Source organism: Mesorhizobium sp. LjRoot246 (assembly GCF_964254115.1).
Classification (GTDB): domain Bacteria; phylum Pseudomonadota; class Alphaproteobacteria; order Rhizobiales; family Rhizobiaceae; genus Mesorhizobium.
This window is the reverse complement of record NZ_CAXUSN020000001.1, coordinates 5003929-5025793: the sequence shown is the minus strand read 5'-3', so window position 1 is coordinate 5025793 and position 21865 is coordinate 5003929. Positions and strand designations below refer to the sequence as shown.

The following is a 21865-nucleotide window of genomic DNA, read 5'->3' as shown; positions in this document are numbered from 1 at the left end:
ATGACAAATCCGGTTCTGATCGAAGTCTTGCGCGGAGCGATCGTCGAGAGCGCACATCGTGGCGCGGTTGCGGTCTTCGATGCCGACGGTAAGCCGGTCTGGGAAATCGGCGACACCTCGAAGCCGGTGTTCCCGCGCTCGGCGGTCAAGGCGATCCAGGCACTGCCGCTGGTCGAGAGCGGCGCGGCCGACGCCTATGGCTTCGGCAACCGCGAACTGGCCCTCGCCTGTGCGTCACATTCGGGTGAGCCGGCCCACGTCGAACTGGCGCGATCCATGCTGGCCAAGGCCGGGCTGGACGGATCGGCGCTCGAATGCGGCACGCATTGGCCGTCCAATCATGACGCCGAGATTGCACTCGCCCGCGCCGGCGGTTCGCCGAACGCATTGCACAACAATTGCTCCGGCAAGCATTCAGGCTTTCTCTGCACATGCGTCCACGCAGGGATTACGCATCGCGGCTATGTCAAGCCGGGACATGGCCTGCAGGAGATGGTGCGCGACGCCATGCAGGCGGTGACTGGCGCCGTCCATGGCGCGGATGAGCGGGCCATCGATGGTTGCTCGATCCCGACCTATGCGGTGCCGCTCAGGAGTTTTGCGCTCGGCTTCGCCCGCATGGCCACGACAAATGGTTTTGGCCCCGAGCGAGCCAAGGCCGCAAAGCGTCTGCTGGCCGCCTGCATGGCAGAACCCTTCTTCGTTGCTGGCAGCGGCCGCGAAGACGTCGCGCCGATGGGAGCCGCACCAGGGCGGATTTTCACGAAAGGCGGCGCCGAGGGCGTCCACTGTGCCGCAATTCCGGAACTTGGTCTCGGCATCGCACTCAAATGCGACGATGGCGCCGGCCGCGCCGGCGAAGCCATGGTTGCCGCCGTTCTTGCCAAATTGCTGCGCGCTGACGAGGCCATGGCGGCAAGGTTGAACGAGCTGGCAAACACGCCCATCGAAAACCGCAACGGCGCCAAGGTTGGGGCACTGAGGCCGACAGCAGCCCTCAGCTGACGTGATTGCGCTCGACGGTCAGATGCGGATAACCGGTATCGTTTGACGAAGCGAGATCGCCGGTCGCAGGCTCGGCCCAGCGCTGGCCGACAACCGCACCGTTGAGCGCGCCATCGATGACATTGTCTGAAATGACGGCCGTGCCTGCACCCTCGACCACGGACACGACGATGCCGGTTCCGGCCTTGCGGATGATGTTGCCCGTAGCGACGACATTGCGCAGGTAGGGACCCCAGCCGATCTGCATGCCGTAGAGCGGCGCGTTCTCGATGACGTTGTTGGAAACCGTGGTGTCGGCTTCGACGCCGATGCCGACGCCAAATCCTGGCGAGTCGGCAGGGTAGGGGCCGCTGGTCGACAGACTGCGCACGATGTTGCCCGAGCAGACACCCATGCGGCCGCCTTCGTTGAAATTGACGATCGAGATGCCGTTGGCGGCACCGTCGACGATGTTGTTGCTGATGATGGCGCCTTCGAACGAGAATTCGGAATAGACTGCCGTTTCGCCCGAGCGCGAGCAGGTGTTGCCTGATACCTGCAGATTGCTGGAGCTGTTGGCGCGGATCGCCGAGAACGCGCAATCCGAGACGATATTGCCCGAGATGACGACATTGCCGGCGCGAAAGGCGTTGATGCCGTTGCCGTTTTGCCCGGTTCCGCCGCTCCGCGCCGTGATCCGTTCGATCCGGTTGCCGGTGACCATGGTGCCGTCTTCCGCCGCCTGCCAACGGTGCACGAGGATGCCGCCATTGGCGCAGTCAGAGACGGTGTTGCCTGATATCGCCAGCCCGCCGGCTTCGACCGAATAGATGCCGGCATCGGCGGCGCCCGATATCTCGCAGCGCTCGACCCGGCCCGTCGCGCGTTCCAGAGCCACCCCGTTCTTGCCGCTGCCGGTTATCTGGCAATTGTCGATGGCGAGGTGCGCGACACGGCGCAGATCGAGCAGCCCTTGCGTATAATCGCCCATCGTGCGGTTCGAACCATCGAAGACCAGCCCGCTGAGTTCAATATGGTCGGCCTGTTCGGCCATGAACAGGTGTCCGTCGCCGCCATAAACAATGCGCGTTGCGCCCGGCACGCCCGAAAGCCGCACGCGACCGGGCAGCGAGAGGTTGGACACCACATAGGTGCCCGGCGGCAGGAACACTGGCATATCGCGGCCGTGTGCGTCACGCAGCAGCTTGGCGAAAGCCTTGCTCTGATCGTCGAAGGTGCCGGGCTGCACACCGAGTTCGGTGGCATTGATCGAGCCGCGCATCGAGGCTTTCTCGATGCCGCTTAGACTTGCGGCTGCCGCCTTGCCAAGCGAAAGGCCCACGATGGCAAAGCCGGCGGTTCCGGTCAGCAGCATTCGTCTGTTCAACATTGGCACAGAATCCCAGCGTTCACCCCAGGCACCGCAGGATTCGTGCCAGGCGGGCTGCCTCTCCTCTCCGGGGCAGCGACAATGGCTTGTCGAGCAGCCTCTCCGCGCCTAAGTTCAAGGAATGAGCAGAGCTTTCACGCGCGAGGAAGACAGCGAAAACGCCATTGCCGGTGTTGGTGAGCGACCGATCAGTCAGCACCGTAACCTGGTGACGGAGCGTGGCCTGGCGCAGATCGGGGACAATCTGGCCGAGCTGCGCGACATATTGGCGAAGGCCGAGAGGAAGGCCGACCGCGAGCGTATCGCGGTGGTATCGCGCGACCTGCGCTACTGGACCGCCCGGCGTGAAAGCGCCGAGCTCTCTGTGCCAGAGCCGGGCAGTGACCTGGTGCGTTTCGGCATGGGCGTCACGCTTGAGGGCGACGACGGCAGAAAGGTGCACTGGAAAATTGTAGGCGAGGATGAAGCCGATCCCACCAAGGGTAGCATTTCGCATGTTTCGCCGATGGCCGTCGCCCTGTTCGGCAAAAGGGTCGGCGACGTGGCTGTGGTCAACGGCAAGGAATGGGAAATCGTCAAGCTCTCGGACAGCTAATCCTCGAGCTTGACGACATGGTCGCGGAAAAAGGCCGTGGCTCCGGCTTCGTCAATTTCTCCCGATGCGACCGCCATGACAAATTCGTAGAGCGTGCCGTTGTCGGCTGTCAGGACATGGCCGTTCACGATCAAAAATGCACCGGCTGCCACGATGGCCGTGCGCTTGTTGCCATCGACAAAGGCATGATTTCTGGCAATGCCGAAGACATAGGCGGCTGCCAGATCTTCGACCGAAGGATCTTCGTAATTGGCCTTGTTCTCGGCACGGGCGAGCGCTGATTCAAGAGCGTTTTCATCTCTTAAACCTTGCGCTCCACCATGCCTGCGCAATTGTTCGGCATGCATCGCCTCAACCGCGCGACGTGACAGAAACTCCCAGCTCATTCGGCGAGCTTCTGGAGTGCGACCTTGTATTTGTCCATGACCTTACGAGCAGCTTCCATCTGCCGCTCGAAACTGTCGTCCACCGGCTCAAGGGCAATGCCCTTGTCCGTTTCGACGATCTGAAGCTGATCACCTGTCTTCATGTTCAGACGCTCAAGCAGATCCTTAGGCAGGATCACGCCTTCGGAATTGCCGATCTTGCGAATGGTCGTGTTCATGATGGATCATCCTGTTGCAACGCCAATTATAACTCGACAGGGGTTCTGTTGCAACAGGTATTATAACAGACGTGTTAAGCCGACAGCAGCCGGTCCAGCAAGCGATCCGCTGCTTCCGGAATCACCGTGCCCGGTGGGAAGATTTCCGCAGCGCCGGCTTGCCGCACCGCATCATAGTCCTGCGGTGGGATGACGCCGCCGGCGACGATCAGCATGTCGCTCCGGCCGAGCTTCTTCAGCGCGTCGCGCAACTCGGGGATAAGCGTCAGATGCCCCGCCGCCAGCGACGAGGCACCGACGATATGGACGTCCTGCTGAACCGCGAGTCTCGCGATCTCCTCCGGCGTCTGGAACATCGCGCCGACGGTGACGTCGAAGCCGAGATCGGCGAAGGCCGTGGCGATCACCTTCTGGCCACGGTCGTGGCCGTCCTGTCCCATCTTGGCAACAAGAATACGCGGCTTGCCGCCGGTTTTCTTCTCGAAGGCGTCAAGCTTGTCCTGCAGCCCATCGACTACGGGATGATCGCCAAGTGCCTTGCGATAGACGCCGGAGATGGTTTGAACCGTAGCGACATGGCGCCCAAAGGCTCTTTCCAACGCGAATGAAATCTCGCCGACCGTGGCATTGGCGCGCGCGGCCCGGATAGCGAATTCCAGCAGGTTTTCATTGCCTTGCGCGGCACGGGTCAGCGCATCGAGGGCGCTTTCGACGGCGCCGACGTCGCGTGTGCCCTTCAGCCGTTGCAGCTTCGACAATTGCCGCGCCCTGACCTCGGCATTGTCGATCTTCAGCACGTCGACCTCGATGTCGGTCTCGGGCCGATGGGCATTGACGCCGACCAGCATCTGCTCGCCGGAATCGATGCGTGCCTGCGCGCGTGCGGCGGCTTCCTCTATGCGCAGCTTGGGAATGCCTTGTTCGGTCGCCGCCGCCATGCCGCCAAGCGCCTCGACTTCCTCGATGTGAGCAAGCGCGCGCGCCGCCAGATCATGCGTCAGCCGTTCGAGATAGGCGGAGCCGCCCCACGGATCGATGACGCGCGTCGTGCCGGATTCCTTTTGCAGGATGAGCTGCGTGTTGCGGGCGATGCGCGCCGAATGGTCGGTCGGCAGCGCCATCGCCTCGTCGAAGGAATTGGTGTGCAGCGACTGCGTGTGGCCCTGCGTCGCCGCCATCGCCTCGATCATGGTGCGGATGATGTTGTTGTAGGGATCCTGCGCCGTCAGTGACCACCCCGAGGTCTGGCAATGGGTGCGTAGCGATAGCGAGCGCTCGTCCTTGGGCGAAAAGTTCTTCTCCATCAGGGTGGCCCACAGCAGGCGCGCGGCCCGCAGCTTGGCGACTTCCATGAAGAAGTTCATGCCGATGGCCCAGAAGAAGGACAGGCGTGGCGCGAAGCGGTCGATGTCGAGGCCCGCCGCGACGCCGGCGCGGGCATATTCGATGCCGTCGGCGATCGTGTAAGCGAGCTCCAGGTCGGCCGTCGCACCGGCCTCCTGCATATGGTAGCCGGAGATCGATATCGAATTGAACTTCGGCATGTTCTTCGACGTGTACGAGAAGATGTCCGACACGATCCGCATCGAGGGTTTCGGCGGATAGATGTAGGTGTTGCGGACCATGAACTCCTTCAGAATGTCGTTCTGGATGGTGCCGGCAAGATCCTTCTGCGCAACGCCCTGTTCTTCCGCCGCGACGATGTAGAGCGCCATGATCGGCAGCACCGCGCCGTTCATCGTCATCGACACCGTCATCTCGCCGAGCGGAATGCCGTCGAAGAGCTGGCGCATATCGAGAATGGAATCGATGGCGACGCCAGCCATGCCGACATCGCCGGCAACGCGTGGATGGTCGCTGTCATAGCCGCGATGCGTGGCGAGATCGAAAGCGACCGATAGCCCCTTCTGGCCGGCGGCAAGGTTGCGCCGGTAGAAAGCGTTTGATTCCTCGGCCGTCGAGAAGCCGGCATATTGCCGGATGGTCCAGGGCTGCTGGACATACATGGTCGGGTAGGGGCCGCGCACGAAGGGCGGCAGGCCCGGATAGGTGTCGAGATGCGGTAAACCCTTGAGGTCGCTTTGATTGTACAGATGCTTGGCGACAAGGCCTTCCGGTGTCGTCCGCTGGCCCTTGACCTCGACAGCTGCGCGGCGTGGCGGGACCCAGCCGATCTGGCTGAAATCGGGGATCAAGAGGCGGCTCCGATCGATTGGTCGATGCGGACCGGAAACAGCGGCTCGCAGACGGCAACGCCTTCGGTGAAGGCCGGCCGCCGTTCCGCCGCCAGCGTCTCGACCGGACGTTCGCCTTTCAGGGGATAGAGCGTGGTGCCGACGATGTCCCGCTCGCCTGCCTGGTAGGCCACATTGCGCCGCGCTGCCGCTGCGTGAACGCGCTTCTGGATATGTCCGTCCTGAAGGCTGGACAGGACGCCGCCCTCGGCCTCGATCGTCTGCAATTCCGCCCAGGCCAGCTCGCACAATTCCGCGGTCAGCGCCTCAACCGCGCCGGAACCATAGGCAGGATCGGCGACATGATCGATATGGCTTTCATTGGCTATGATCAGTTGCGCGTTGCGGGCAACGCGACGGGCAAACCCGGCCGGCAAGCCATGCGCGATGGTGTGCGGCAGGATGGAGATCGAATCGGCGCCGCCGGACGCCGCGGCAAAGCAGGCGATCGTGGTGCGCAGGATGTTGGTCTCCGGATCCATGGCCGTCATCATGCGAAACGACGTCTCGGCATGGATATTGGCGGTGGATGTCGGGATCGAACAAGCTTCCTGCACCCGTGCCCAGAGCCTGCGCAGTGCCCGCACCTTGGCCACCGACAGGAACTGGTCCTGGTCGACGCTGAGCGCGAAGCCGATATGGGGTGCGGCATAGACAAGCGGCTGCCGCGCCGTCTCGAACATCCTGAGGTAGGAGACCGCCGAAGCCAGCATGATGCCGAGCTCCTGCGCTTCCGTGGCGCCGGCATTGTGGAACACACGCCCGTCCGCCTCCAAGAGCACGCCCGGAACGCCCATCGAGAAGAAATGCGCCAGCGATTGCGGCATCGAGGCCTGCAGCGCCTCGATCGACATGCGCAGCCGGCCGGTTCCGGCAAAGATCGCCGCTGGATCGATGCCGAAGGAGAGGTTGAGCTTTGCAGGGTCCGACCGGCGCTTGCCCAGGAACGCCACCAGCCAGTCGGCTACGGCGCGGCTCCAGGGATGGGCGTCGATGCGAACCTGGATGCGGTTGAGCGGCACGCCGTCCAGCACCGTCTCCAGCGCTTTCGCCGTCCTCGGCAAGCCATAGCCGAACGCATTCGGCGCCCCCTCGAAGACAAGCGACAATCCCGTAGCGCCTTGAGCCACGTCCTCCAGAGCCTGGGTTCTGGCGCGGTCGATGTCCGGATCGTCGACGCGCTGGCTGACGATCCATGGCGATTTCGGGTTTGCGCGCACGATCGGTTCGGCTGCGGTGCTGCGGTCGTAGAGCGGTTCGATGCGGATGTTGTCGTCGCTATGCGAGACCAGCTTTTCCTCGAACGAAGCGCCTGCCAAGGCTTTTTCCGCCAGGGCCAGCCATCGCTGGCGCTCGGCGTTCTGTGGTTCAGCATCCTGGATCAAGGCTCCGGCGCCCATCCGTCCTCCTCGTTTCATGCGGCCGCACCAGCCGGGAGCGGTTCAGTCTACGGTCGCCGGTCCGATATCGCAAATGCAATGCGCTTTCAGAGACCGGATTCGATCTATCAGATATAGGTCAGCCTGCGTGGACGAACCATGAACGATTGCCAAACCCCAGCAAAATCCGCAAGCTCCAAAAAACCGATTTGAGGATTGGCATTGTCGCTGTGCGATGGCCTCACTATACCTGCGGCAAGGCCACTGGATTTAGACACATCAGTTTGCGGAGACCGGACATATGGCTGACGACACCAGTATTTTCATCGGCGCCAGCCGCAAGCCCGACGACAGCTATCAGCGTGCCGAGCAACTGTTGCTGCAATATGGGAATCGTCACGGCCTGGTGACCGGCGCCACTGGTACCGGCAAGACAGTCACCTTGCAGATTCTGGCCGAAGGTTTTTCCAATGCCGGCGTGCCGGTGTTCTGCGCCGACATCAAGGGCGATCTGTCCGGCATTGCCATGATGGGCACGGCGCAGGATTTCCTGGTCAAGCGGGCCGAGCAGGTCAAGCTCGACCCCTACGACTTCCAGGAATTCCCGGTCATCTTCTGGGACCTGTTCGGCGAACAGGGTCACCCAATCCGCGCCACGGTCTCGGAAATGGGGCCGTTGTTGCTGTCGCGCCTGATGAACCTGACCGAGGCGCAGGAAGGCATCATGAACATCGCCTTCCGCCTGGCGGACGAGGAAGGCCTGTTGCTGCTCGACATGAAGGATCTGCAGGCGCTGCTCGCCAACATCGCCGCACGCGCCGACGAGATCGGCTCGCGCTACGGCAATGTGACGAAGCCGTCGGTCGGGGCCATCCAGCGCACGCTGCTGGTCCTGGAGCAGCAGGGCGCGGCAAACTTCTTCGGCGAGCCGGCACTGCGCATCGCCGACATTATGCGCACCACACGCGACGGACGCGGCGCCATCAGCGTGCTTGCCGCCGACAAGCTGATGATGAACCCGCGGCTCTACGCGACCTTCCTGCTGTGGCTGATGTCGGAACTGTTCGAGGTGCTGCCGGAAGTCGGCGATCCCGACAAGCCGAAGCTGGTGTTCTTCTTCGACGAGGCGCATCTCCTGTTCGACGAAGCACCCAAAGTGCTGATCGATCGCGTCGAACAAGTCGTCCGCTTGATCCGCTCGAAAGGCGTTGGCGTCTATTTCGTCACGCAGAACCCTCTGGATATTCCTGAAAAGGTGCTGGCCCAGCTCGGCAATCGCGTGCAGCACGCGCTGCGCGCCTATACGCCGCGTGAGCAGCAGGCGGTGAGGACAGCGGCCGAGACGTTCCGGCCAAATCCCGATTTCGACTGCATGACCGCCATTACCCAGCTCGCCACCGGCGAGGCACTGGTTTCAACGCTGGAGGCCAAGGGTGTTCCGTCCATGGTGCAGCGGACACTGATCCGCCCGCCATCCTCGCGGCTTGGGCCGATAACGGCCGCCGAGCGACAAAAGCTGATCCAGGAAAGCCCGGTCGTCGGCCAGTACGATCAGGTCATCGATCGCGAATCGGCTTTCGAGATGCTGCAGAAAAAGGCCAAGGACGCGCAGGATGCCGAAGAGCAGGCCCAGCAGGCCGGCAGCGGCGGCTCTCGCTGGACCATTCCGGGCTTCGGCAATGACGATCCCGCGCCGCAATCCGGTGGCAGGCGCGCCCCTGCACCGCGCCCGTCCAATCGCCAGACCGTGGCCGAGGCGGCGATCAAGTCGGTGGTGCGCTCGGTCGGCTCGTCCGTCGGACGTGCGATCGTGCGCGGGATACTGGGGAGTTTGTCGCGCGGGCGGTAAGGAGCGGCGGCTATGCGCCAGAGGCGCTAGGCGCCGATGTGCCGAAAGTCTTGATTGGGGCCGACGAACGGACTGGCAGCTTCCAGGCTCCGAATGTCAGAAGCGGACCTTCAGTTTAGTTTAGTTCGAGTATCGTCGTGACGTGACCCAGAGCGGACATTCAAGCGGCCGCCCGAGCGACGGCGACAAGCTTTGCGGCGCCTCCTCGTCCTGCCGGGTGGGCCTTTGGTTACCGCAACACCGTCAGAACCACGCCCATTGCCACCATGCTGACCAAGCGATAGCTAGCATTGATCGCATAATAGCGCAGAGGCCGGTGCTCATAGGTCACCGAATGCAACAGCGTGACCGCGATGAAGCCGAGCCAGAGCAGGAACGTGCAGAGGACGGCCGGGATGATCGTCAGCGCGTCCCAGGCGTGAAGTACCTGATCGAGGATAAGCGCCATGACCGCAAACGAGGCAAGGTCGACCGCAATCGCTCGCCGCAGGCCGGCAGCGAATTTCGCGCCGTCGACGCCCGACATCTCGGCCCACGGCCGGATGAACAGCAGCGGCGAATACCAAAGTCCAGCGACAACCCAGGCTGCGAGGACCGCAGCTCCGATCCCCCAGAGGTTTATCGGTACAAACTCGATCATCCTGCCTCTCTCTTCCAGCATACTGATCCCAATGATCTAGCGGTCATATTGGATATAGCTTACTATATCCAATATGAATGACAAGCCAATGAATCACAAGCCAAAGACCCGCAGGCGCTACGACGCACGGCTGCGGTCGGAGCGCGCTTCCGGCACGCGCCAACGCATTCTCGATGTGGCGAAAAAGCTCTTCACTGCGCGCGGCATGGAAAAGGTCACGATTAGTGACATCGCATCGGGCGCCGGTGTTTCGGCACCGACCCTCTATGCCCTGTTCCAGTCGAAAACTGGCATTCTAAGAGCCGTGGTCGAGCGTTCCTTCTTCGGCCCGCGCTATGCGGAGATGGCTATGCAGGTCGAGAACGCGAGAGACCCCGAGGAGATTTTGCGTATTACTGCCTCGATCTCTCGGGTCATCCTCGATACGGAAGGCGAGGAGATCGGCCTTATGCGCGGCGTCTCGGCCCTGTCGCCCGAGCTGAAGGCGATCGAGACGGAGTTGGAGACCGTCCGCTTCAAGCTCCAGGAAGCGCGTGCCAAGCTTCTCGTCGAATCCGTCACTGTCGCGCGCCAACTTGGCTTAGCCCGCGTGCGCGACATCCTATGGATGTATACCGGCCGCGACGTTTATCGCATGCTCGTGTTGGAGCGCGGCTGGTCTTCGGACGAATATGAAAGCTGGCTCGCCGAGACGCTGATCAAAGCGCTGATGAGGCGAGATTAAGTTGGAGCATGCTCATCAGTGCGTGGAGGTGGTCAGGCGGCCGCAGCAAGGCCCCGGGATCGGATCAATTTTCATGCCCCAAAGGCCCGGCGGCGCTTATCTCACACCGCTCCAAACGTCGACTTTTGGCGCGACCACGACCGCCAGCATCGTCACCCGGATGTCTGCTTCCGGGCGGAGGTAAAGTCCGCCTCAACGGCCGACATCAGGAGCAAAGCGGCCATCCGCTGTGCGCAAGACATAGATCCTCTTCGGATCAACAGCTGTCATCCGGGCGTTTGCCACCTGTCAGAAGCCCATGCCCGGCGCAAAGCGCCGGACTTGAGATCTTGATATATTGGCCGGGTGAGGCAGATGAACCCCGCAGTTGGCAAACCTTCGCACGCCGCAGCTTTAGAAAATCGAATTCGTGATCGCCTTTACCGGGCCGAGCAGCACTGATCCGTCCGGCACGCCGGCGTCGATCGGAATAGCCTTGCGGTTGGCCGTCGCCACCATCGGCTGGCTGGCGTCGCTGGTCACGACGACCGGGGTCTTCGACGGCACGCGGTCATAGAGGTCGATGATATCCTGGTTCATCAGCCGCACGCAGCCCGACGAGACCGACTTGCCGATCGACTTCCATTCCGGCGAGCCGTGCAGGCGATAAAGCGTGTCGACGTTGCCCTGGAAGAGATAGAGCGCGCGGGCGCCAAGCGGGTTCTTCAGCCCGCCGGGCATGCCGCCATTGTCGGCGCTGTATGGCTTCAATTCCGGCTGCCGGGCGACCATCTCATCCGGCGGCGTCCATTTCGGCCATTTCTGCTTCCACTGGACGACGGCGTCGCCGGACCACTCGAAGCCGGCGCGGCCGAGGCCGACGCCGTAGCGGATCGCCTGGCCGCCCGGACGAACCAGATAGAGGAAATGGCCAGTCGTATCGACGACGATGGTTCCCGGCTTTTGCCCGGTGGGATCTGAAACGATCTGGCGCAGGAACTGCGGATCGATCTTGTCGAACGGGATGGCCGGAAGGTCGAAGCCGCCATCGCTGACGGCAGCATACATCATTGCATAGTCCTGCAGCGGCGGCTCGACATAGGCCGGCGGCGGCGGCTCGACCGGCTCCGGTCCGGTGGCGGCGCATGCTGAAACCGCGATCGAGGCGGCGCCCAATGCAGCGGCGTTGAGAAAGCCGCGACGGCTCAGGCGATAGGATTCGATTTCGGTTATGGACATGGTTGCCTTCTTTAAGTCTCAAATCGCAACAAAGCATAAATTCGGCGCCGCTGTTGCGGGTGCCTGACAACACCTGGGGCGATAGGCGGTTCCGATTCTGGCCCGAACGTGGACAAACAAAGGCGAAGCTGTGACCGCACCGCTACTGTGGCGATAGCGCCACAGGGTGCGGTCGGCTAGTTGCCGGGCGCCAACGCTTCGAGCGATGGCAGGATCAGGGCCGGCGGGAAGTCCCGGTATTCCTCGGGCTGGTTTGTGCGGTTGATCCACACCGTGCGAAAACCGAATTTGGTGGCGCCTGCGACGTCCCAGCGATTGGAGGACTGGAAGGAAACCGCGCTGGGGTAGAGGCGCCAGCCGGTGGCGACCATGTCGTAGACCGATGGATCGGTCTTGAAGCGCCGCACCGTGTCGACCGAATAGATGTCGTCCAGAACCTGATCGAGTGCGGCGGATTTGACGGCTGCCTCCAGCATTTTAGGCGAGCCGTTGGATAGGATCGCCAACTTCGCTCCCGAAGCCTTGAGCGCCTTGAGCACCGCCGGAACCTCCGGATAGCAATCCAGCCGCCAGTAAGCGTCGAGCAATGTCGCCCTGAGGGCGGGATCGGCGGAGGGAACCTTGCGCAAGGCGAAATCGAGTGCTTGTTCTGTCAGCTGCCAGAAATCGGCATAGGCGCCCATCAGTGTGCGTACCCAGGAATATTCGAGCTGCTTGGCGCGCCAGATTTCCGACAGCAATTGGCCGTCCGGCCCGATCCGGTCGGCATGACGGCGCACGGCGGCATGCACGTCGAACAGCGTGCCATAGGCGTCGAAAACATAGGCGGCGTATTGCATGACAACAGTTTTGGGGGCAGGCGCGACAAGGTGCAAGCTTTGATTGCACCGCGCTTGTCGCTGGCCTCAACAAAACTCCATGATGCCCGTTGACGGCGCCTGCCAAAGCATCTTCCAATGGCCGTCACACGACACCGATTGAGACGGGACAACGCGAATGACACTGGCGGCTGCGGCGCAATCCACGACATGGACTTTCGTCGATGGTGATTGGCACGAGGGCAATGTCGCCATTCTGGGGCCGCGCAGCCACGCAATGTGGCTCGGCACCAGCGTCTTCGACGGCGGCCGCTGGTTCGAGGGCGTGGCGCCGGACCTCGAGCTTCATGCGGCCAGGGTGAATTCCTCGGCGATTGCGCTTGGCCTCAAGCCATCGATGACCGCCGAAAAGATCGTCGGGCTGACATGGGATGGGCTGAAGAAGTTCGATGGCAAGACCGCGGTCTACATCAGGCCGATGTATTGGGCCGAGCATGGTGGCTACATGGGCGTGCCGGCCGATCCCGCCTCGACCCGCTTCTGCCTTTGCCTCTACGAATCGCCGATGATCCCGCCGACCGGCTTTTCGGTGACCGTGTCGCCGTTCCGCCGCCCGACCATCGAAACCATGCCGACCAACGCCAAGGCCGGCTGCCTCTACCCCAACAACGGCCGTGCCATTCTCGAAGCCAAGATGCGCGGCTTCGACAACGCTATGGTGCTCGATATGCTGGGCAACGTCGCCGAGACCGGGACATCGAACATCTTCCTCGTCAAGGACGGTCATGTGCTGACCCCGGCGCCGAACGGCACCTTCCTGTCCGGAATCACCCGTTCGCGCACGATGACGCTGCTTGGCGAATATGGCTTCAAGACCACCGAAAAGACGCTGTCGGTGCGCGACTTCCTCGAGGCAGACGAGATTTTCTCGACCGGAAACCATTCCAAGGTGGTGCCGATCACCCGTATCGAGGACCGCGACCTGCAACCCGGGCCGGTGGCCAAGAAGGCGCGCGAACTCTATTGGGATTGGGCGCATTCGACTTCCGCCGCCTGAGCGGATAAAAAGGCGATCGGCGCTTCATTCCGGAGTTGCCCCAACCCATTCCAGACCTATCTTAGTCCGGTATCGACACCGGCTTTTTTCACGAGGGAGTACCATCCATGGCTTTTGAATTGCCCGCTTTGCCTTACGACTATGAGGCCCTGCAGCCTTACATGTCGAAAGAGACGCTGGAATATCACCACGACAAGCACCACAAGGCGTATGTCGACAACGGCAACAAGCTCGCCGCCGAGGCCGGCCTGGGCGATCTGTCGGTCGAAGAGGTGGTCAAGCAGTCGTTCGGCAAGAATGCCGGCCTCTTCAACAATGCCGCCCAGCATTACAACCACATCCATTTCTGGAAGTGGATGAAGAAGGGCGGCGGCGGCAACAAGCTGCCAGGCGCCCTGCAGAAGGCAGTCGACAGCGATCTCGGTGGCTACGACAAGTTCAAAGCCGATTTCATCGCCGCCGGCACGACGCAGTTCGGCTCCGGTTGGGCCTGGGTTTCGGTCAAGGATGGCAAGCTGGCGATCTCGAAGACGCCGAATGGCGAGAATCCGCTCGTCCATGGCGCGTCGCCGATCCTCGGCGTCGACGTCTGGGAGCACTCCTATTACATCGACTATCGCAACGCCCGGCCGAAATATCTCGAGGCGTTCGTCGACAGCCTGATCAATTGGGATCATGTGCTGGAATTGTACGAAAAGGCGAAATGATCGATTTCCAGAAAGCCCCGGTATCACCCGGGGCTTTCTTTTTCTGCGTCCCGTAAATGAAAAGGTCCGGCAAAAATCGTCAGGGGAAGGGAATTTTCCCCCTGCAGCATCCGTTAACGCCTTGTCCCGAAATGCCTTCATCATGGAGCCAATTGAATGAGAAAGCTTGTTATCGCCATCTCTATGCTCGCACTCGCGGCTTCGGCGGCCTTTGCCGACCCGATCCTCGATCGGCAGGCTTTGATGAAGGAACGTGGAAAGATCGTTGGCGGCCTGTCGAAGGTGGTCAAGGGCGAGGAGCCCTTTGATGCAGCTGCCGTGCTGACACAACTGCAGGCGCTGCAGACGAATGCCGAGAAATTCGACGCCGACGCTTTGTTCCCGGCAGGCAGTGACAAAGGCGACACGACAGCCGCGCCGAAAATCTGGGAAGACACGGCTGGCTTCAAGGCCGCCGGAGGCAAATATCTCGCCGACGTCAAGGCTGCGGTCTCTGCCTCCCCTGCCGATGTCGACGCGCTTAAAGCGCAAGTCGGCGCCATCGGCTCGGATTGCGGCACCTGCCATCAGGGCTACAGAATCAAGAAGAGTTGATCGCCAGCCATGGCATGGCTGAAAAAACTCGTCGGCGCCCTCGTCATTCTGGGCGGCGTCGGCGCGGTTACAGGATGGGTCCTGTCGGCGCCGGCGCGGCTCGACAGTCAGACCCCGGCCAAGCTCGGGCCTGGCGATGCGGTCAAGGGCAAGCGCATCTTCTATGCCGGCGGCTGCACCTCTTGCCATGCAAAGCCGGGCTCGCAGGGCGATGCGCGGCTTCAACTCGTGGGTGGCCTCGAACTCAAGACGCCGTTCGGAACCTTCGTGCCGCCCAACATTTCGCAAGATCCCACGGACGGCATCGGCGCCTGGTCGGTCGAGGACCTCGCCAATGCCATGCTGAAGGGCGTCTCGCCCTCGGGCGAGCATTTTTATCCGGCGTTTCCCTATGCGTCCTACGCGCGCATGAACCCGGCCGACATTGCCGACCTCTACGCCTTCCTGAAGACGCTGCCGGCCGTCGCCGGCAAGGCGCCGGGCAATTCGCTCAGTTTCCCCTTCAACATTCGTCGCGGCATCGGTCTTTGGAAACTGCTCTACCTCCGCGATCAGCCGGTCGTTGCGTTCCCCGAAGGCACGCCTGATCCGGTGATGGCCGGTCGTTATCTGGTCGAGGGACCAGGCCACTGCGGCGAATGCCACACGCCGCGCGACTTTGCCGGCGGCACGAAAAAGAACGATTGGCTGGCCGGCGCCGTGGCCGCCGAGGGCCGCGGCACCGTGCCCAACATCACATCGGGCGAGGGCGGTCTCGGCGATTGGTCGGAGGCCGACATCGCCAACTATCTCGAAACCGGCTTCACGCCAGAGTTCGATTCGGTTGGCGGCGCCATGGTCGACGTGCAGCGGAACATGGCCGAACTGATGCCGGAGGACCGTGCGGCCATCGCCGCCTACCTCAAGGCGATACCGCCGCATCCAAACGGCTATCCGGCACGCAAGAAGACGGCGGCGAACTAGTTTTCCGGCGACAGGTGGCGGTCGCCGAGGAAATCGAAGCCGGTTTCAAAGAAATGATTGTAGTCGCAGGTTAGTTCTTCGCCAGGCGCGATATCGCGCAAGGCGTATGTTTCCTCAGGTGAGGAGACGTCGCAATTCGGCTCATCCGCATGGTTCATAAAGCGCGCGTCGTCGGCTTCGAAGACGATGTAATTCGGGTCGCGCCGGTCGGGGTAGGAATAGCGGTCGAGATAGCTCTTCACCGATCCGCTTTCGCTCTCATACGTTTCCAAGTCGATGATCCGATCGAATCTCGGGTCCAGCTTCCAGATCAGCGTGCCGCGCGGAATGTGGGCCTTGGCAAACACACCGATGCCCTGGATGGACGATTTGTCGAGATAGACGTCAACGAGCAACATGGCGGACCCTTGCGAGATAGTACTGGAGTCGCGGCTTTGAAAAAGCCGGGCATTGGGTAGCGCGCGATGGTGACAATTGCGAGCAGAAAATCGCGGCGCATGACCGCGAAATGGAGCCTCGAAAAAGATCATACGCAAATCAAAATTCATGACCTTGGAAATCCGTCGAGGAACAGCGGCGGTCGGTTCGCTACCCGTTGCGCTGACCGATGGCGAGGTTGCTTTGAATAGGGATGAAAAGGTCAGCGCTGCTGCAGCGCGAGCCGAACGCCCAGCGCGCAGTAGATGCCGCCAACAACCTTGCCCTGCCAGCGCAACACCGTCGGATTTCGGCGCAGGAAGGTGCCGAGCCGACCGGCGCTTACTGCAAAAACGACCGTGCTGAAAAGACCAAGTACGACGAAAATGATCCCCAATGTGGCCAACTGAAGCATCGCCGATCCGTTTTCAGGCCGCACGAACTGAGGCAGGAAAGCGAGGAAGAAAAGCGCGGTCTTGGGATTGAGCACTTCGGTCAGGACAGCCTGTCGAAACGCCTTGCCGGCGGAGATCGCGAGCGCACCGGCAGCCGGGTTGGCCGGTATCTTCTCGATGATCGCGCGAATGCCGAGATAAACCAGATAGGCCGCGCCGATGTACTTTACGATGCTGAACAGCGTCGCCGACGCGGCGATGATCGCCGAGATGCCGACCATAGCCATGATGGTATGAAACACGTCGCCGGCCGCGATCCCGGCGCCGGTTGCGATGCCGACCCTGGTTCCGGAGCTCGTTGCCCGGGCGATCGTCAGCAGGGTGGCGGGGCCTGGAATGAAGACGAAGCCGAGCACGACCGCGATGTACGCGATCAGGGTGGTGAGGTCGATCATTTGTTCGTTGCTCCCGTAAGCTGCGCCTTGCCCATCACTTTCAGCGCGAAGGAATAAGTGTAGGCGATCTCTTCCAGCCGCGAAAACCGGCCGGAGGCGCCGGCGTGGCCGGAATCCATGTTGATCTTGAACAGCACCGGATTGTCGCCGCTCTTGCGGTCGCGCAGCCGCGCCACCCATTTGGCCGGTTCCCAATAGGTAACGCGTGGATCGGTGAGACCGGCCAGCGCCAGGATCGGCGGATAGTCGAGTGCCGCGACATTGTCGTAGGGCGAATAGGCGGCGATGGTTCGGTAATCGTCCGCTGACGCGATCGGATTGCCCCATTCAGGCCATTCCGGCGGTGTCAGCGGCAGGCTTGCGTCGAGCATGGTGGTGAGCACATCGACGAAGGGAACCTCGGCAACGATGCCGCCGAAACAATCCGGCGCCATGTTGGCGATGGCGCCCATTAGCATGCCGCCGGCCGAACCGCCTTGCGCGACGATGCGATCATGGGCCGTGTAGCGCTCAGTGACCAGATGGCGCGCGACGGCGATGAAATCGGTGAACGTGTTCATTTTGTTCTCCCGCTTGCCGTCATCGTACCAGCCGTAGCCCTTGTCCTTGCCGCCGCGGACGTGAGCGATGGCGAAGACAAAGCCGCGGTCGACCAGCGAGAACCAGTTGGTGTTGAAGGCGGCCGGAACGGTGATGCCATAGGAGCCGTAGCCGTAGAGCAGGCAAGGTGCGGATCCATCCAACGGCGTGTCGCGATGGTGCAAGAGAGAGATCGGCACCAACTCGCCATCGCTGGCCGGCGCCATCAGCCGCCGCGTGACATAGTGGTCCGAATCATGGCCGGACGGCACTTCCTGGGTCTTGAGCAGCACTCGCTCGCGGGTGCGCATATTGTAGTCGAAAACCTGGGCCGGCGTTGTCATCGACGAGTAGGAAAAGCGCATGATCTCGGTGTCGTACTCATAGGAGCCCGACAGGCCGAGCGAGAAAGCCTCCTCGTCGAGGGACAACAGATGCTCCTCGCCACTGGTACGGTCGCGCACTACGATGCGCGGCAGGCCTTCCTTGCGCTCGAGCCGGACCATATGGTCCCTGAAGCCGATCACCGACAGGATCAGCCGACCGGGCTCGTGCGGCACCAACTCCTGCCAATTGGCACGCACCGGATCGCTCACCGGTGCCGTCATGACCTTGAAGTCCTTGGCGCCGTCGGCATTGGTCAGGATGAAGAAGATGTCGCCGCCTTCTTCCAGATCATATTGAAGGCCAATCTCGCGCGGCGACACCAGTTTCGGTTCGGCAAACGGATCGTCGGCGCGCATCAGGCGATATTCCGACGTCTCGTGATCGTTGATGCCGATCATGATCCATTCGTTGTTGCGGGTGCCGCCGACATTCATGAAGAAGCCGGGATCGGTTTCCTCATAGATCAGCCGGTCGCTTCCCGGGCTGTCCCCCAGCGCATGAAACAGCACCTTGGACGGGCGATGATTGGGGTCGAGCCGGGTGTAGAAGAAGCCGTCATTGCTGGCATTCCAGACGCCTGAACCGCCGGTGTCGGGTACCAGATCGGTAAGTTCCTTGCCAACCTCAAGGTCGCGCACGCGAAGCGTGTAGAATTCGGAGCCCTTGTCGTCGAATGCCCACAGCAGCTTGGCATGGTCGCCCGAATGATCGACGCCGCCAAGGCGGAAATAGGCCTTGCCCGCGGCCTCCGCGTCGCCGTCGAGCAGGATATGCTCGGCGCCGCCGTCGCGCGGCATGCGGAAATAGCGCGGCTGCTCGCCGCCAAGCTTGAAGGATGAACCATAGGCATAGGGTCCGTCCTTCATCGGTACGGAAGAATCGTCTTCCTTGATACGCCCCTTCATCTCCTTGAAAAGCTGCTTCTGCAGCTCGACCGTGTCGGCCATCAGCTTTGACTGGTAGGCGTTCTCTGCCTCGAGTTCGGCGCGGATCCCCGCATCGAGCAAGGACGGATCCCGGAACATCTCCTGCCAATTGTCGGCCCGCAGCCAGGCATAGTCGTCGGTTCGCGTGATGCCGTGATGCGTGTCGAAAACCGGTCGCTTCTCGGGCGTTGGCGGGCTGACGATCGGAAATACGGACATCTTGGTCATTGCGTCTCGCTTTTGGAATATCTTGAATGGCGAATGAACACGCCGATCAGGGCGGGTTCAAGAGCCGCAGTCTATTGGTTGTGTCGGGCTCCAGGAGATGAGCTGGGAGGAAAGATGATGACTATCTGGTCTCGGACTGCTGCGGCTTTCACCGTTGCTTCGCTAACTCTGGCCTTTGCCGGCCAGTCTCATGCGACCGTATTCGCGGCTTGGCAAGTGGCCAATGTGCCGTTCGGCGACACGCTCAATGTGCGCAATTACCCGTCGGGCACCTCCCAGAAGCAAGCGGCTTATCCAAACGGGACCGTTCTGCAGATGACCGGGCGATGCACCGGCGGGACAAATCTGCTCGACATCGCCAATCAGCCGGCGTGGAAGCAGGAACAGACGGTTCGCTATCGCTGGTGCGAAGTCTGGCATGACCCGGCCCAAAACGGCAACTTCGTCACCGGGTGGGCTTATGGCAAATACATCACCTCGCATTGATTGACGCGGTAGCGATCAACGATCCAGCCGGCGCGCCGGGCGGCAACCTGTGGTTTTGTGGACAGATGTGAACAACCAAGATCGCGCGTGCAATAGCCAAGCAAAATCAAGCATTGAAACCCACTTTGTGAGTTGCCGCGAATGTAAAGGCGATCTGACGTTACGTCAGCCGCTACCGGTTCGCGCGCGAAATATCGATAAATTACACAATGCACGAAAGATTGAAGCTGATCAGGGAATATTTGATCAATATCGTTCAATATAGCGCAAAGGACGAATTGACTTACTTGGTCGGCAGGGTCATTGATGTCCCCGCGACACGAATCGTAGAAGCTCTGCCGCACAAAACTCGTGCAATGCCCTGCCTGTAAAAAAGGGCGCAGATCGAAGTAACTCTTGTTGGGGCCTGAAGACCATGGATATTGTCGAAACACCTTCCAGAAACAGCGATGCGCTGATCGAATTGACCGCCGATGTGGTGGCGGCCTACGTCAGCAACAATCCCGTACCAGTCGGCGAGTTGCCGAACTTGATATCCGATGTCCATGCCGCCCTCGGGCGTGTGGGCGGAACCGCCGAACAGCCGCCTGCCGACAAGCAAAAGCCGGCGGTCAACCCGAAGCGCTCGGTTCATGACGACTACATCGTCTGCCTTGAAGACGGCAAGAAGTTCAAGTCGCTGAAGCGCCATCTGATGACCCACTACGACCTGACGCCGGATCAGTATCGCGAAAAGTGGAACCTCGACCCGACCTATCCGATGGTTGCACCCAACTATGCCGCCGCCCGGTCCCAACTCGCCAAGAAGATGGGTCTCGGCCGCAAGCGCAAGGCGCGGTAATCGCTGCCAGAGCAATTCCAGGAAAAGTGTGAAACGGTTTTCCCGGGAAAAGCGCATAGCGCTTTCCCTTGGGAATTGCGTCAAAACAAGCCAGATCGAATCGAAAAACGGCGCCTTCGGGCGCCGTTTTGATTTCGCGGGGCAGCGGCACGATGATCGAGGAGTGTCAGGCAGTTTGCTTGAGCGCCGCCTCGGCGTCGCGCTTGATGCGCTTGACCATCGAGCGAAGGCCGTTGGCGCGCTGCGGCGAAAGATGTTCGTCGAGGCCGAGTTCTTTCAATGTCGCTTCCGCATCGGTCTTCTGGATCTCGCCGGCCGTCCTGCCGGAAAACAGCGCCAGCATGATAGCGACCAGCCCACGCACGATATGAGCGTCCGAATCGCCGGTGAAGATGATGACCGGATCGGCTCCCGGCCCCTGTTCGGTGGTCAGCCAGACCTGGCTGACGCAGCCCGGCACCTTGTTGGCGGCGCTGCGCTGCTCGTCGGGAAACGGAGGCAGCGCCTCGCCGAGTTCGATGACATAACGATAGCGGTCTTCCCATTCCTCGAGGAACGAGAAGTCGTCGCGGATCGTCTGGATCGTGGTGGTCATGCCTGGGATATAGTCACGAGGCGGCGCCGCGTCACGGAAAAAAACAAGAACACCGCAGGCGTCGAGAGGCCAGACAGCCCGCGGTGCGCCGTCGAAACGGCTTAATTCTGAGGCGGCAGGTCGACCGTCTCGGGCAAGACGATTTCTTCGGGCAGGCTGCCGGTCATCGTCGATGTGTCGGGTCCAGCGGTGGACTTGTCGTCCATCATCGCTGCCGCGATCTTGGCGGTCTCCTTGGCGCGGGCGGTGATGGTGTGCATCGCCGACTTGCCGGTCTCGCAGACATCGGGCTTGCGTTCGCAAATGCCGGCGATGTCGCCAACCGCTTCGCGTGCCGCAAACAGGGCTTGGATCGGTCCGACGCTTTCGCGGCCCGATTCGTCGGGGCCGACAGTCAGTGGCAGCGCCAGCAGCACCAGCGAAAACCAGAAAGCCATTCTTATAAGAAAGACCATGCCCTTGCCCTCTCGTCGTGACCGGATCATGCATCCATATGGCATGACCTCTTTTGTGGGCAGGATGTTGGCACACAGGCGCAAAGGACGGCTTGCAGCTTAGCCGACAATTTTCCTCAAATTTTAGGCAAATGCGAAACGAGCCGTTGTGCAATCGGTTTGTCTCAAATCCGAATGGTTTTTATTAACACCGGATAACCATCTATCTCCATGCTTTTCCTTCATTTTTCCCGAAAGCCGGGAGTCCGAGCGCTGCGTGCATCCACCCGATGGGTGCCGCCGCCGAATAACCCTCCGTTTACTATGGCTGCATTTGCCCGTGCTTTCGGCTGCCGGCATCCCGAT

General features: G+C 61.4%; 23 protein-coding genes. 10 read left to right on the top strand and 13 right to left on the bottom strand.

The features are described 5' to 3' along the window. A complete protein-coding gene (locus ACSQ3L_RS24745; protein ID WP_436162291.1) occupies positions 1–1005 on the top strand; it encodes an asparaginase in 1005 nt (334 codons plus the stop codon). On the opposite strand, the gene ACSQ3L_RS24740 is transcribed toward ACSQ3L_RS24745, so the two are convergent. Further along, complete coding sequence (locus ACSQ3L_RS24740) at positions 998–2374, bottom strand: TIGR03808 family TAT-translocated repetitive protein (protein WP_436162290.1); 1377 nt, start codon at positions 2372–2374, stop codon at positions 998–1000. The two genes, ACSQ3L_RS24745 and ACSQ3L_RS24740, sit on opposite strands and share 8 nt — an antisense overlap. Positions 2375–2495: 121 nt before the next feature. Here ACSQ3L_RS24740 and greA point away from each other — a divergent pair, with 121 nt between their 5' ends. Continuing rightward, entirely contained in the window at positions 2496–2969 is a 474-nt protein-coding gene (gene greA, locus ACSQ3L_RS24735; RefSeq protein WP_436162289.1) for a transcription elongation factor GreA, read from the top strand. Here the strand turns inward: greA and ACSQ3L_RS24730 are convergent. From ACSQ3L_RS24730 to ACSQ3L_RS24715, 4 genes are all read right to left on the bottom strand, one after another. Continuing rightward, entirely contained in the window at positions 2966–3355 is a 390-nt protein-coding gene (locus tag ACSQ3L_RS24730) for a type II toxin-antitoxin system death-on-curing family toxin (RefSeq protein WP_436162288.1), read from the bottom strand. The genes greA and ACSQ3L_RS24730 overlap by 4 nt on opposite strands. Beyond that, positions 3352–3573 carry an AbrB/MazE/SpoVT family DNA-binding domain-containing protein gene (locus ACSQ3L_RS24725; protein ID WP_436162287.1) on the bottom strand — a complete coding sequence of 74 codons (222 nt, stop codon included), beginning with the start codon at positions 3571–3573 and terminating at the stop codon, positions 3352–3354. Before ACSQ3L_RS24725 ends, ACSQ3L_RS24730 begins: the two co-directional genes overlap by 4 nt. Positions 3574–3647: 74 nt before the next feature. Continuing rightward, on the bottom strand, positions 3648–5768 hold the full coding sequence (gene scpA, locus ACSQ3L_RS24720) for a methylmalonyl-CoA mutase (RefSeq protein WP_436162286.1): 2121 nt from the start codon (positions 5766–5768) through the stop codon (positions 3648–3650). Next, positions 5765–7207, bottom strand: coding sequence for a methylmalonyl-CoA mutase subunit beta (locus tag ACSQ3L_RS24715; RefSeq protein WP_436162285.1), 1443 nt, complete (start codon positions 7205–7207; stop codon positions 5765–5767). The genes scpA and ACSQ3L_RS24715 overlap by 4 nt, the downstream gene beginning before the upstream one ends. 280 nt (positions 7208–7487) lie before the next feature. Between ACSQ3L_RS24715 and ACSQ3L_RS24710 the strand changes: the two genes are divergently transcribed. Next, entirely contained in the window at positions 7488–9035 is a 1548-nt protein-coding gene (locus tag ACSQ3L_RS24710; RefSeq protein WP_436162284.1) for a helicase HerA-like C-terminal domain-containing protein, read from the top strand. 229 nt (positions 9036–9264) lie between these two features. Here the strand turns inward: ACSQ3L_RS24710 and ACSQ3L_RS24705 are convergent, their stop codons facing one another. Continuing rightward, complete coding sequence (locus ACSQ3L_RS24705; RefSeq protein ID WP_436162283.1) at positions 9265–9675, bottom strand: DUF1761 domain-containing protein; 411 nt, start codon at positions 9673–9675, stop codon at positions 9265–9267. Positions 9676–9763: 88 nt separating this feature from the next. Between ACSQ3L_RS24705 and ACSQ3L_RS24700 the strand changes: the two genes are divergently transcribed. Beyond that, positions 9764–10399, top strand: a complete 636-nt coding sequence (locus ACSQ3L_RS24700) for a TetR/AcrR family transcriptional regulator (RefSeq protein WP_436162282.1) — start codon at positions 9764–9766, stop codon at positions 10397–10399. 393 nt (positions 10400–10792) lie between these two features. On the opposite strand, the gene ACSQ3L_RS24695 is transcribed toward ACSQ3L_RS24700, so the two are convergent. Both ACSQ3L_RS24695 and ACSQ3L_RS24690 read right to left on the bottom strand, forming a co-directional pair. Beyond that, complete coding sequence (locus ACSQ3L_RS24695) at positions 10793–11617, bottom strand: L,D-transpeptidase (RefSeq protein WP_436162281.1); 825 nt, start codon at positions 11615–11617, stop codon at positions 10793–10795. 176 nt (positions 11618–11793) lie between these two features. Next, a complete protein-coding gene (locus ACSQ3L_RS24690; protein WP_436162280.1) occupies positions 11794–12456 on the bottom strand; it encodes a haloacid dehalogenase type II in 663 nt (220 codons plus the stop codon). Positions 12457–12613: 157 nt separating this feature from the next. Between ACSQ3L_RS24690 and ACSQ3L_RS24685 the strand changes: the two genes are divergently transcribed. The 4 genes from ACSQ3L_RS24685 to ACSQ3L_RS24670 all read left to right on the top strand — a co-directional run bounded on the left by ACSQ3L_RS24685 (position 12614) and on the right by ACSQ3L_RS24670 (position 15756). Then, positions 12614–13492 carry a branched-chain amino acid aminotransferase gene (locus ACSQ3L_RS24685; protein ID WP_436162279.1) on the top strand — a complete coding sequence of 293 codons (879 nt, stop codon included), beginning with the start codon at positions 12614–12616 and terminating at the stop codon, positions 13490–13492. Between the two features lie 107 nt (positions 13493–13599). Continuing rightward, entirely contained in the window at positions 13600–14199 is a 600-nt protein-coding gene (locus ACSQ3L_RS24680) for a superoxide dismutase (RefSeq protein WP_013532667.1), read from the top strand. Positions 14200–14355: 156 nt separating this feature from the next. Then, entirely contained in the window at positions 14356–14793 is a 438-nt protein-coding gene (locus ACSQ3L_RS24675; protein ID WP_436162278.1) for a c-type cytochrome, read from the top strand. A gap of 9 nt (positions 14794–14802) precedes the next feature. After that, on the top strand, positions 14803–15756 hold the full coding sequence (locus tag ACSQ3L_RS24670; RefSeq protein WP_436162277.1) for a c-type cytochrome: 954 nt from the start codon (positions 14803–14805) through the stop codon (positions 15754–15756). Here the strand turns inward: ACSQ3L_RS24670 and ACSQ3L_RS24665 are convergent. From ACSQ3L_RS24665 to ACSQ3L_RS24655, 3 genes are all read right to left on the bottom strand, one after another. Then, positions 15753–16286: an SET domain-containing protein gene (locus ACSQ3L_RS24665; RefSeq protein ID WP_436162276.1), complete on the bottom strand. Its 534-nt coding sequence runs from the start codon at positions 16284–16286 to the stop codon at positions 15753–15755. The two genes, ACSQ3L_RS24670 and ACSQ3L_RS24665, sit on opposite strands and share 4 nt — an antisense overlap. A gap of 110 nt (positions 16287–16396) precedes the next feature. After that, positions 16397–17023: a LysE family translocator gene (locus ACSQ3L_RS24660; protein ID WP_436162275.1), complete on the bottom strand. Its 627-nt coding sequence runs from the start codon at positions 17021–17023 to the stop codon at positions 16397–16399. Next, positions 17020–19143 (bottom strand): S9 family peptidase, encoded by a 2124-nt coding sequence (locus ACSQ3L_RS24655; protein WP_436162274.1) that lies wholly within the window; start codon positions 19141–19143, stop codon positions 17020–17022. Before ACSQ3L_RS24655 ends, ACSQ3L_RS24660 begins: the two co-directional genes overlap by 4 nt. 117 nt (positions 19144–19260) lie before the next feature. On the opposite strand from ACSQ3L_RS24655, the gene ACSQ3L_RS24650 reads away from it, so the two are divergent. Beyond that, entirely contained in the window at positions 19261–19629 is a 369-nt protein-coding gene (locus ACSQ3L_RS24650; protein WP_436162273.1) for an SH3 domain-containing protein, read from the top strand. 415 nt (positions 19630–20044) lie between these two features. Further along, entirely contained in the window at positions 20045–20470 is a 426-nt protein-coding gene (locus tag ACSQ3L_RS24645; RefSeq protein WP_013532660.1) for a MucR family transcriptional regulator, read from the top strand. Between the two features lie 166 nt (positions 20471–20636). On the opposite strand, the gene ACSQ3L_RS24640 is transcribed toward ACSQ3L_RS24645, so the two are convergent. Both ACSQ3L_RS24640 and ACSQ3L_RS24635 read right to left on the bottom strand, forming a co-directional pair. After that, positions 20637–21065 (bottom strand): SufE family protein, encoded by a 429-nt coding sequence (locus ACSQ3L_RS24640; protein ID WP_436162272.1) that lies wholly within the window; start codon positions 21063–21065, stop codon positions 20637–20639. Positions 21066–21166: 101 nt separating this feature from the next. Next, the gene (locus tag ACSQ3L_RS24635) at positions 21167–21520 is read right to left on the bottom strand and encodes a DUF5330 domain-containing protein (RefSeq protein ID WP_436162271.1); all 354 of its coding nucleotides are present in this window, start codon (positions 21518–21520) and stop codon (positions 21167–21169) included. Positions 21521–21865: the final 345 nt, after the last annotated feature.

Bases quoted from the DNA above. Each gene is read 5' to 3' on its own strand.
- ACSQ3L_RS24745 (WP_436162291.1), top strand. From the start codon at position 1: ATGACAAATCCGGTTCTGATCGAAGTCTTGCGCGGAGCGATCGTCGAG.
- ACSQ3L_RS24740 (WP_436162290.1), bottom strand. From the start codon at position 2,374: ATGTTGAACAGACGAATGCTGCTGACCGGAACCGCCGGCTTTGCCATC.
- greA (WP_436162289.1), top strand. From the start codon at position 2,496: ATGAGCAGAGCTTTCACGCGCGAGGAAGACAGCGAAAACGCCATTGCC.
- ACSQ3L_RS24730 (WP_436162288.1), bottom strand. From the start codon at position 3,355: ATGAGCTGGGAGTTTCTGTCACGTCGCGCGGTTGAGGCGATGCATGCC.
- ACSQ3L_RS24725 (WP_436162287.1), bottom strand. From the start codon at position 3,573: ATGAACACGACCATTCGCAAGATCGGCAATTCCGAAGGCGTGATCCTG.
- ACSQ3L_RS24715 (WP_436162285.1), bottom strand. From the start codon at position 7,207: ATGGGCGCCGGAGCCTTGATCCAGGATGCTGAACCACAGAACGCCGAG.
- ACSQ3L_RS24710 (WP_436162284.1), top strand. From the start codon at position 7,488: ATGGCTGACGACACCAGTATTTTCATCGGCGCCAGCCGCAAGCCCGAC.
- ACSQ3L_RS24705 (WP_436162283.1), bottom strand. From the start codon at position 9,675: ATGATCGAGTTTGTACCGATAAACCTCTGGGGGATCGGAGCTGCGGTC.
- ACSQ3L_RS24700 (WP_436162282.1), top strand. From the start codon at position 9,764: ATGAATCACAAGCCAAAGACCCGCAGGCGCTACGACGCACGGCTGCGG.
- ACSQ3L_RS24695 (WP_436162281.1), bottom strand. From the start codon at position 11,617: ATGTCCATAACCGAAATCGAATCCTATCGCCTGAGCCGTCGCGGCTTT.
- ACSQ3L_RS24690 (WP_436162280.1), bottom strand. From the start codon at position 12,456: ATGCAATACGCCGCCTATGTTTTCGACGCCTATGGCACGCTGTTCGAC.
- ACSQ3L_RS24685 (WP_436162279.1), top strand. From the start codon at position 12,614: ATGACACTGGCGGCTGCGGCGCAATCCACGACATGGACTTTCGTCGAT.
- ACSQ3L_RS24680 (WP_013532667.1), top strand. From the start codon at position 13,600: ATGGCTTTTGAATTGCCCGCTTTGCCTTACGACTATGAGGCCCTGCAG.
- ACSQ3L_RS24675 (WP_436162278.1), top strand. From the start codon at position 14,356: ATGAGAAAGCTTGTTATCGCCATCTCTATGCTCGCACTCGCGGCTTCG.
- ACSQ3L_RS24670 (WP_436162277.1), top strand. From the start codon at position 14,803: ATGGCATGGCTGAAAAAACTCGTCGGCGCCCTCGTCATTCTGGGCGGC.
- ACSQ3L_RS24665 (WP_436162276.1), bottom strand. From the start codon at position 16,286: ATGATCTTTTTCGAGGCTCCATTTCGCGGTCATGCGCCGCGATTTTCT.
- ACSQ3L_RS24660 (WP_436162275.1), bottom strand. From the start codon at position 17,023: ATGATCGACCTCACCACCCTGATCGCGTACATCGCGGTCGTGCTCGGC.
- ACSQ3L_RS24655 (WP_436162274.1), bottom strand. From the start codon at position 19,143: ATGACCAAGATGTCCGTATTTCCGATCGTCAGCCCGCCAACGCCCGAG.
- ACSQ3L_RS24650 (WP_436162273.1), top strand. From the start codon at position 19,261: ATGACTATCTGGTCTCGGACTGCTGCGGCTTTCACCGTTGCTTCGCTA.
- ACSQ3L_RS24645 (WP_013532660.1), top strand. From the start codon at position 20,045: ATGGATATTGTCGAAACACCTTCCAGAAACAGCGATGCGCTGATCGAA.
- ACSQ3L_RS24640 (WP_436162272.1), bottom strand. From the start codon at position 21,065: ATGACCACCACGATCCAGACGATCCGCGACGACTTCTCGTTCCTCGAG.
- ACSQ3L_RS24635 (WP_436162271.1), bottom strand. From the start codon at position 21,520: ATGGTCTTTCTTATAAGAATGGCTTTCTGGTTTTCGCTGGTGCTGCTG.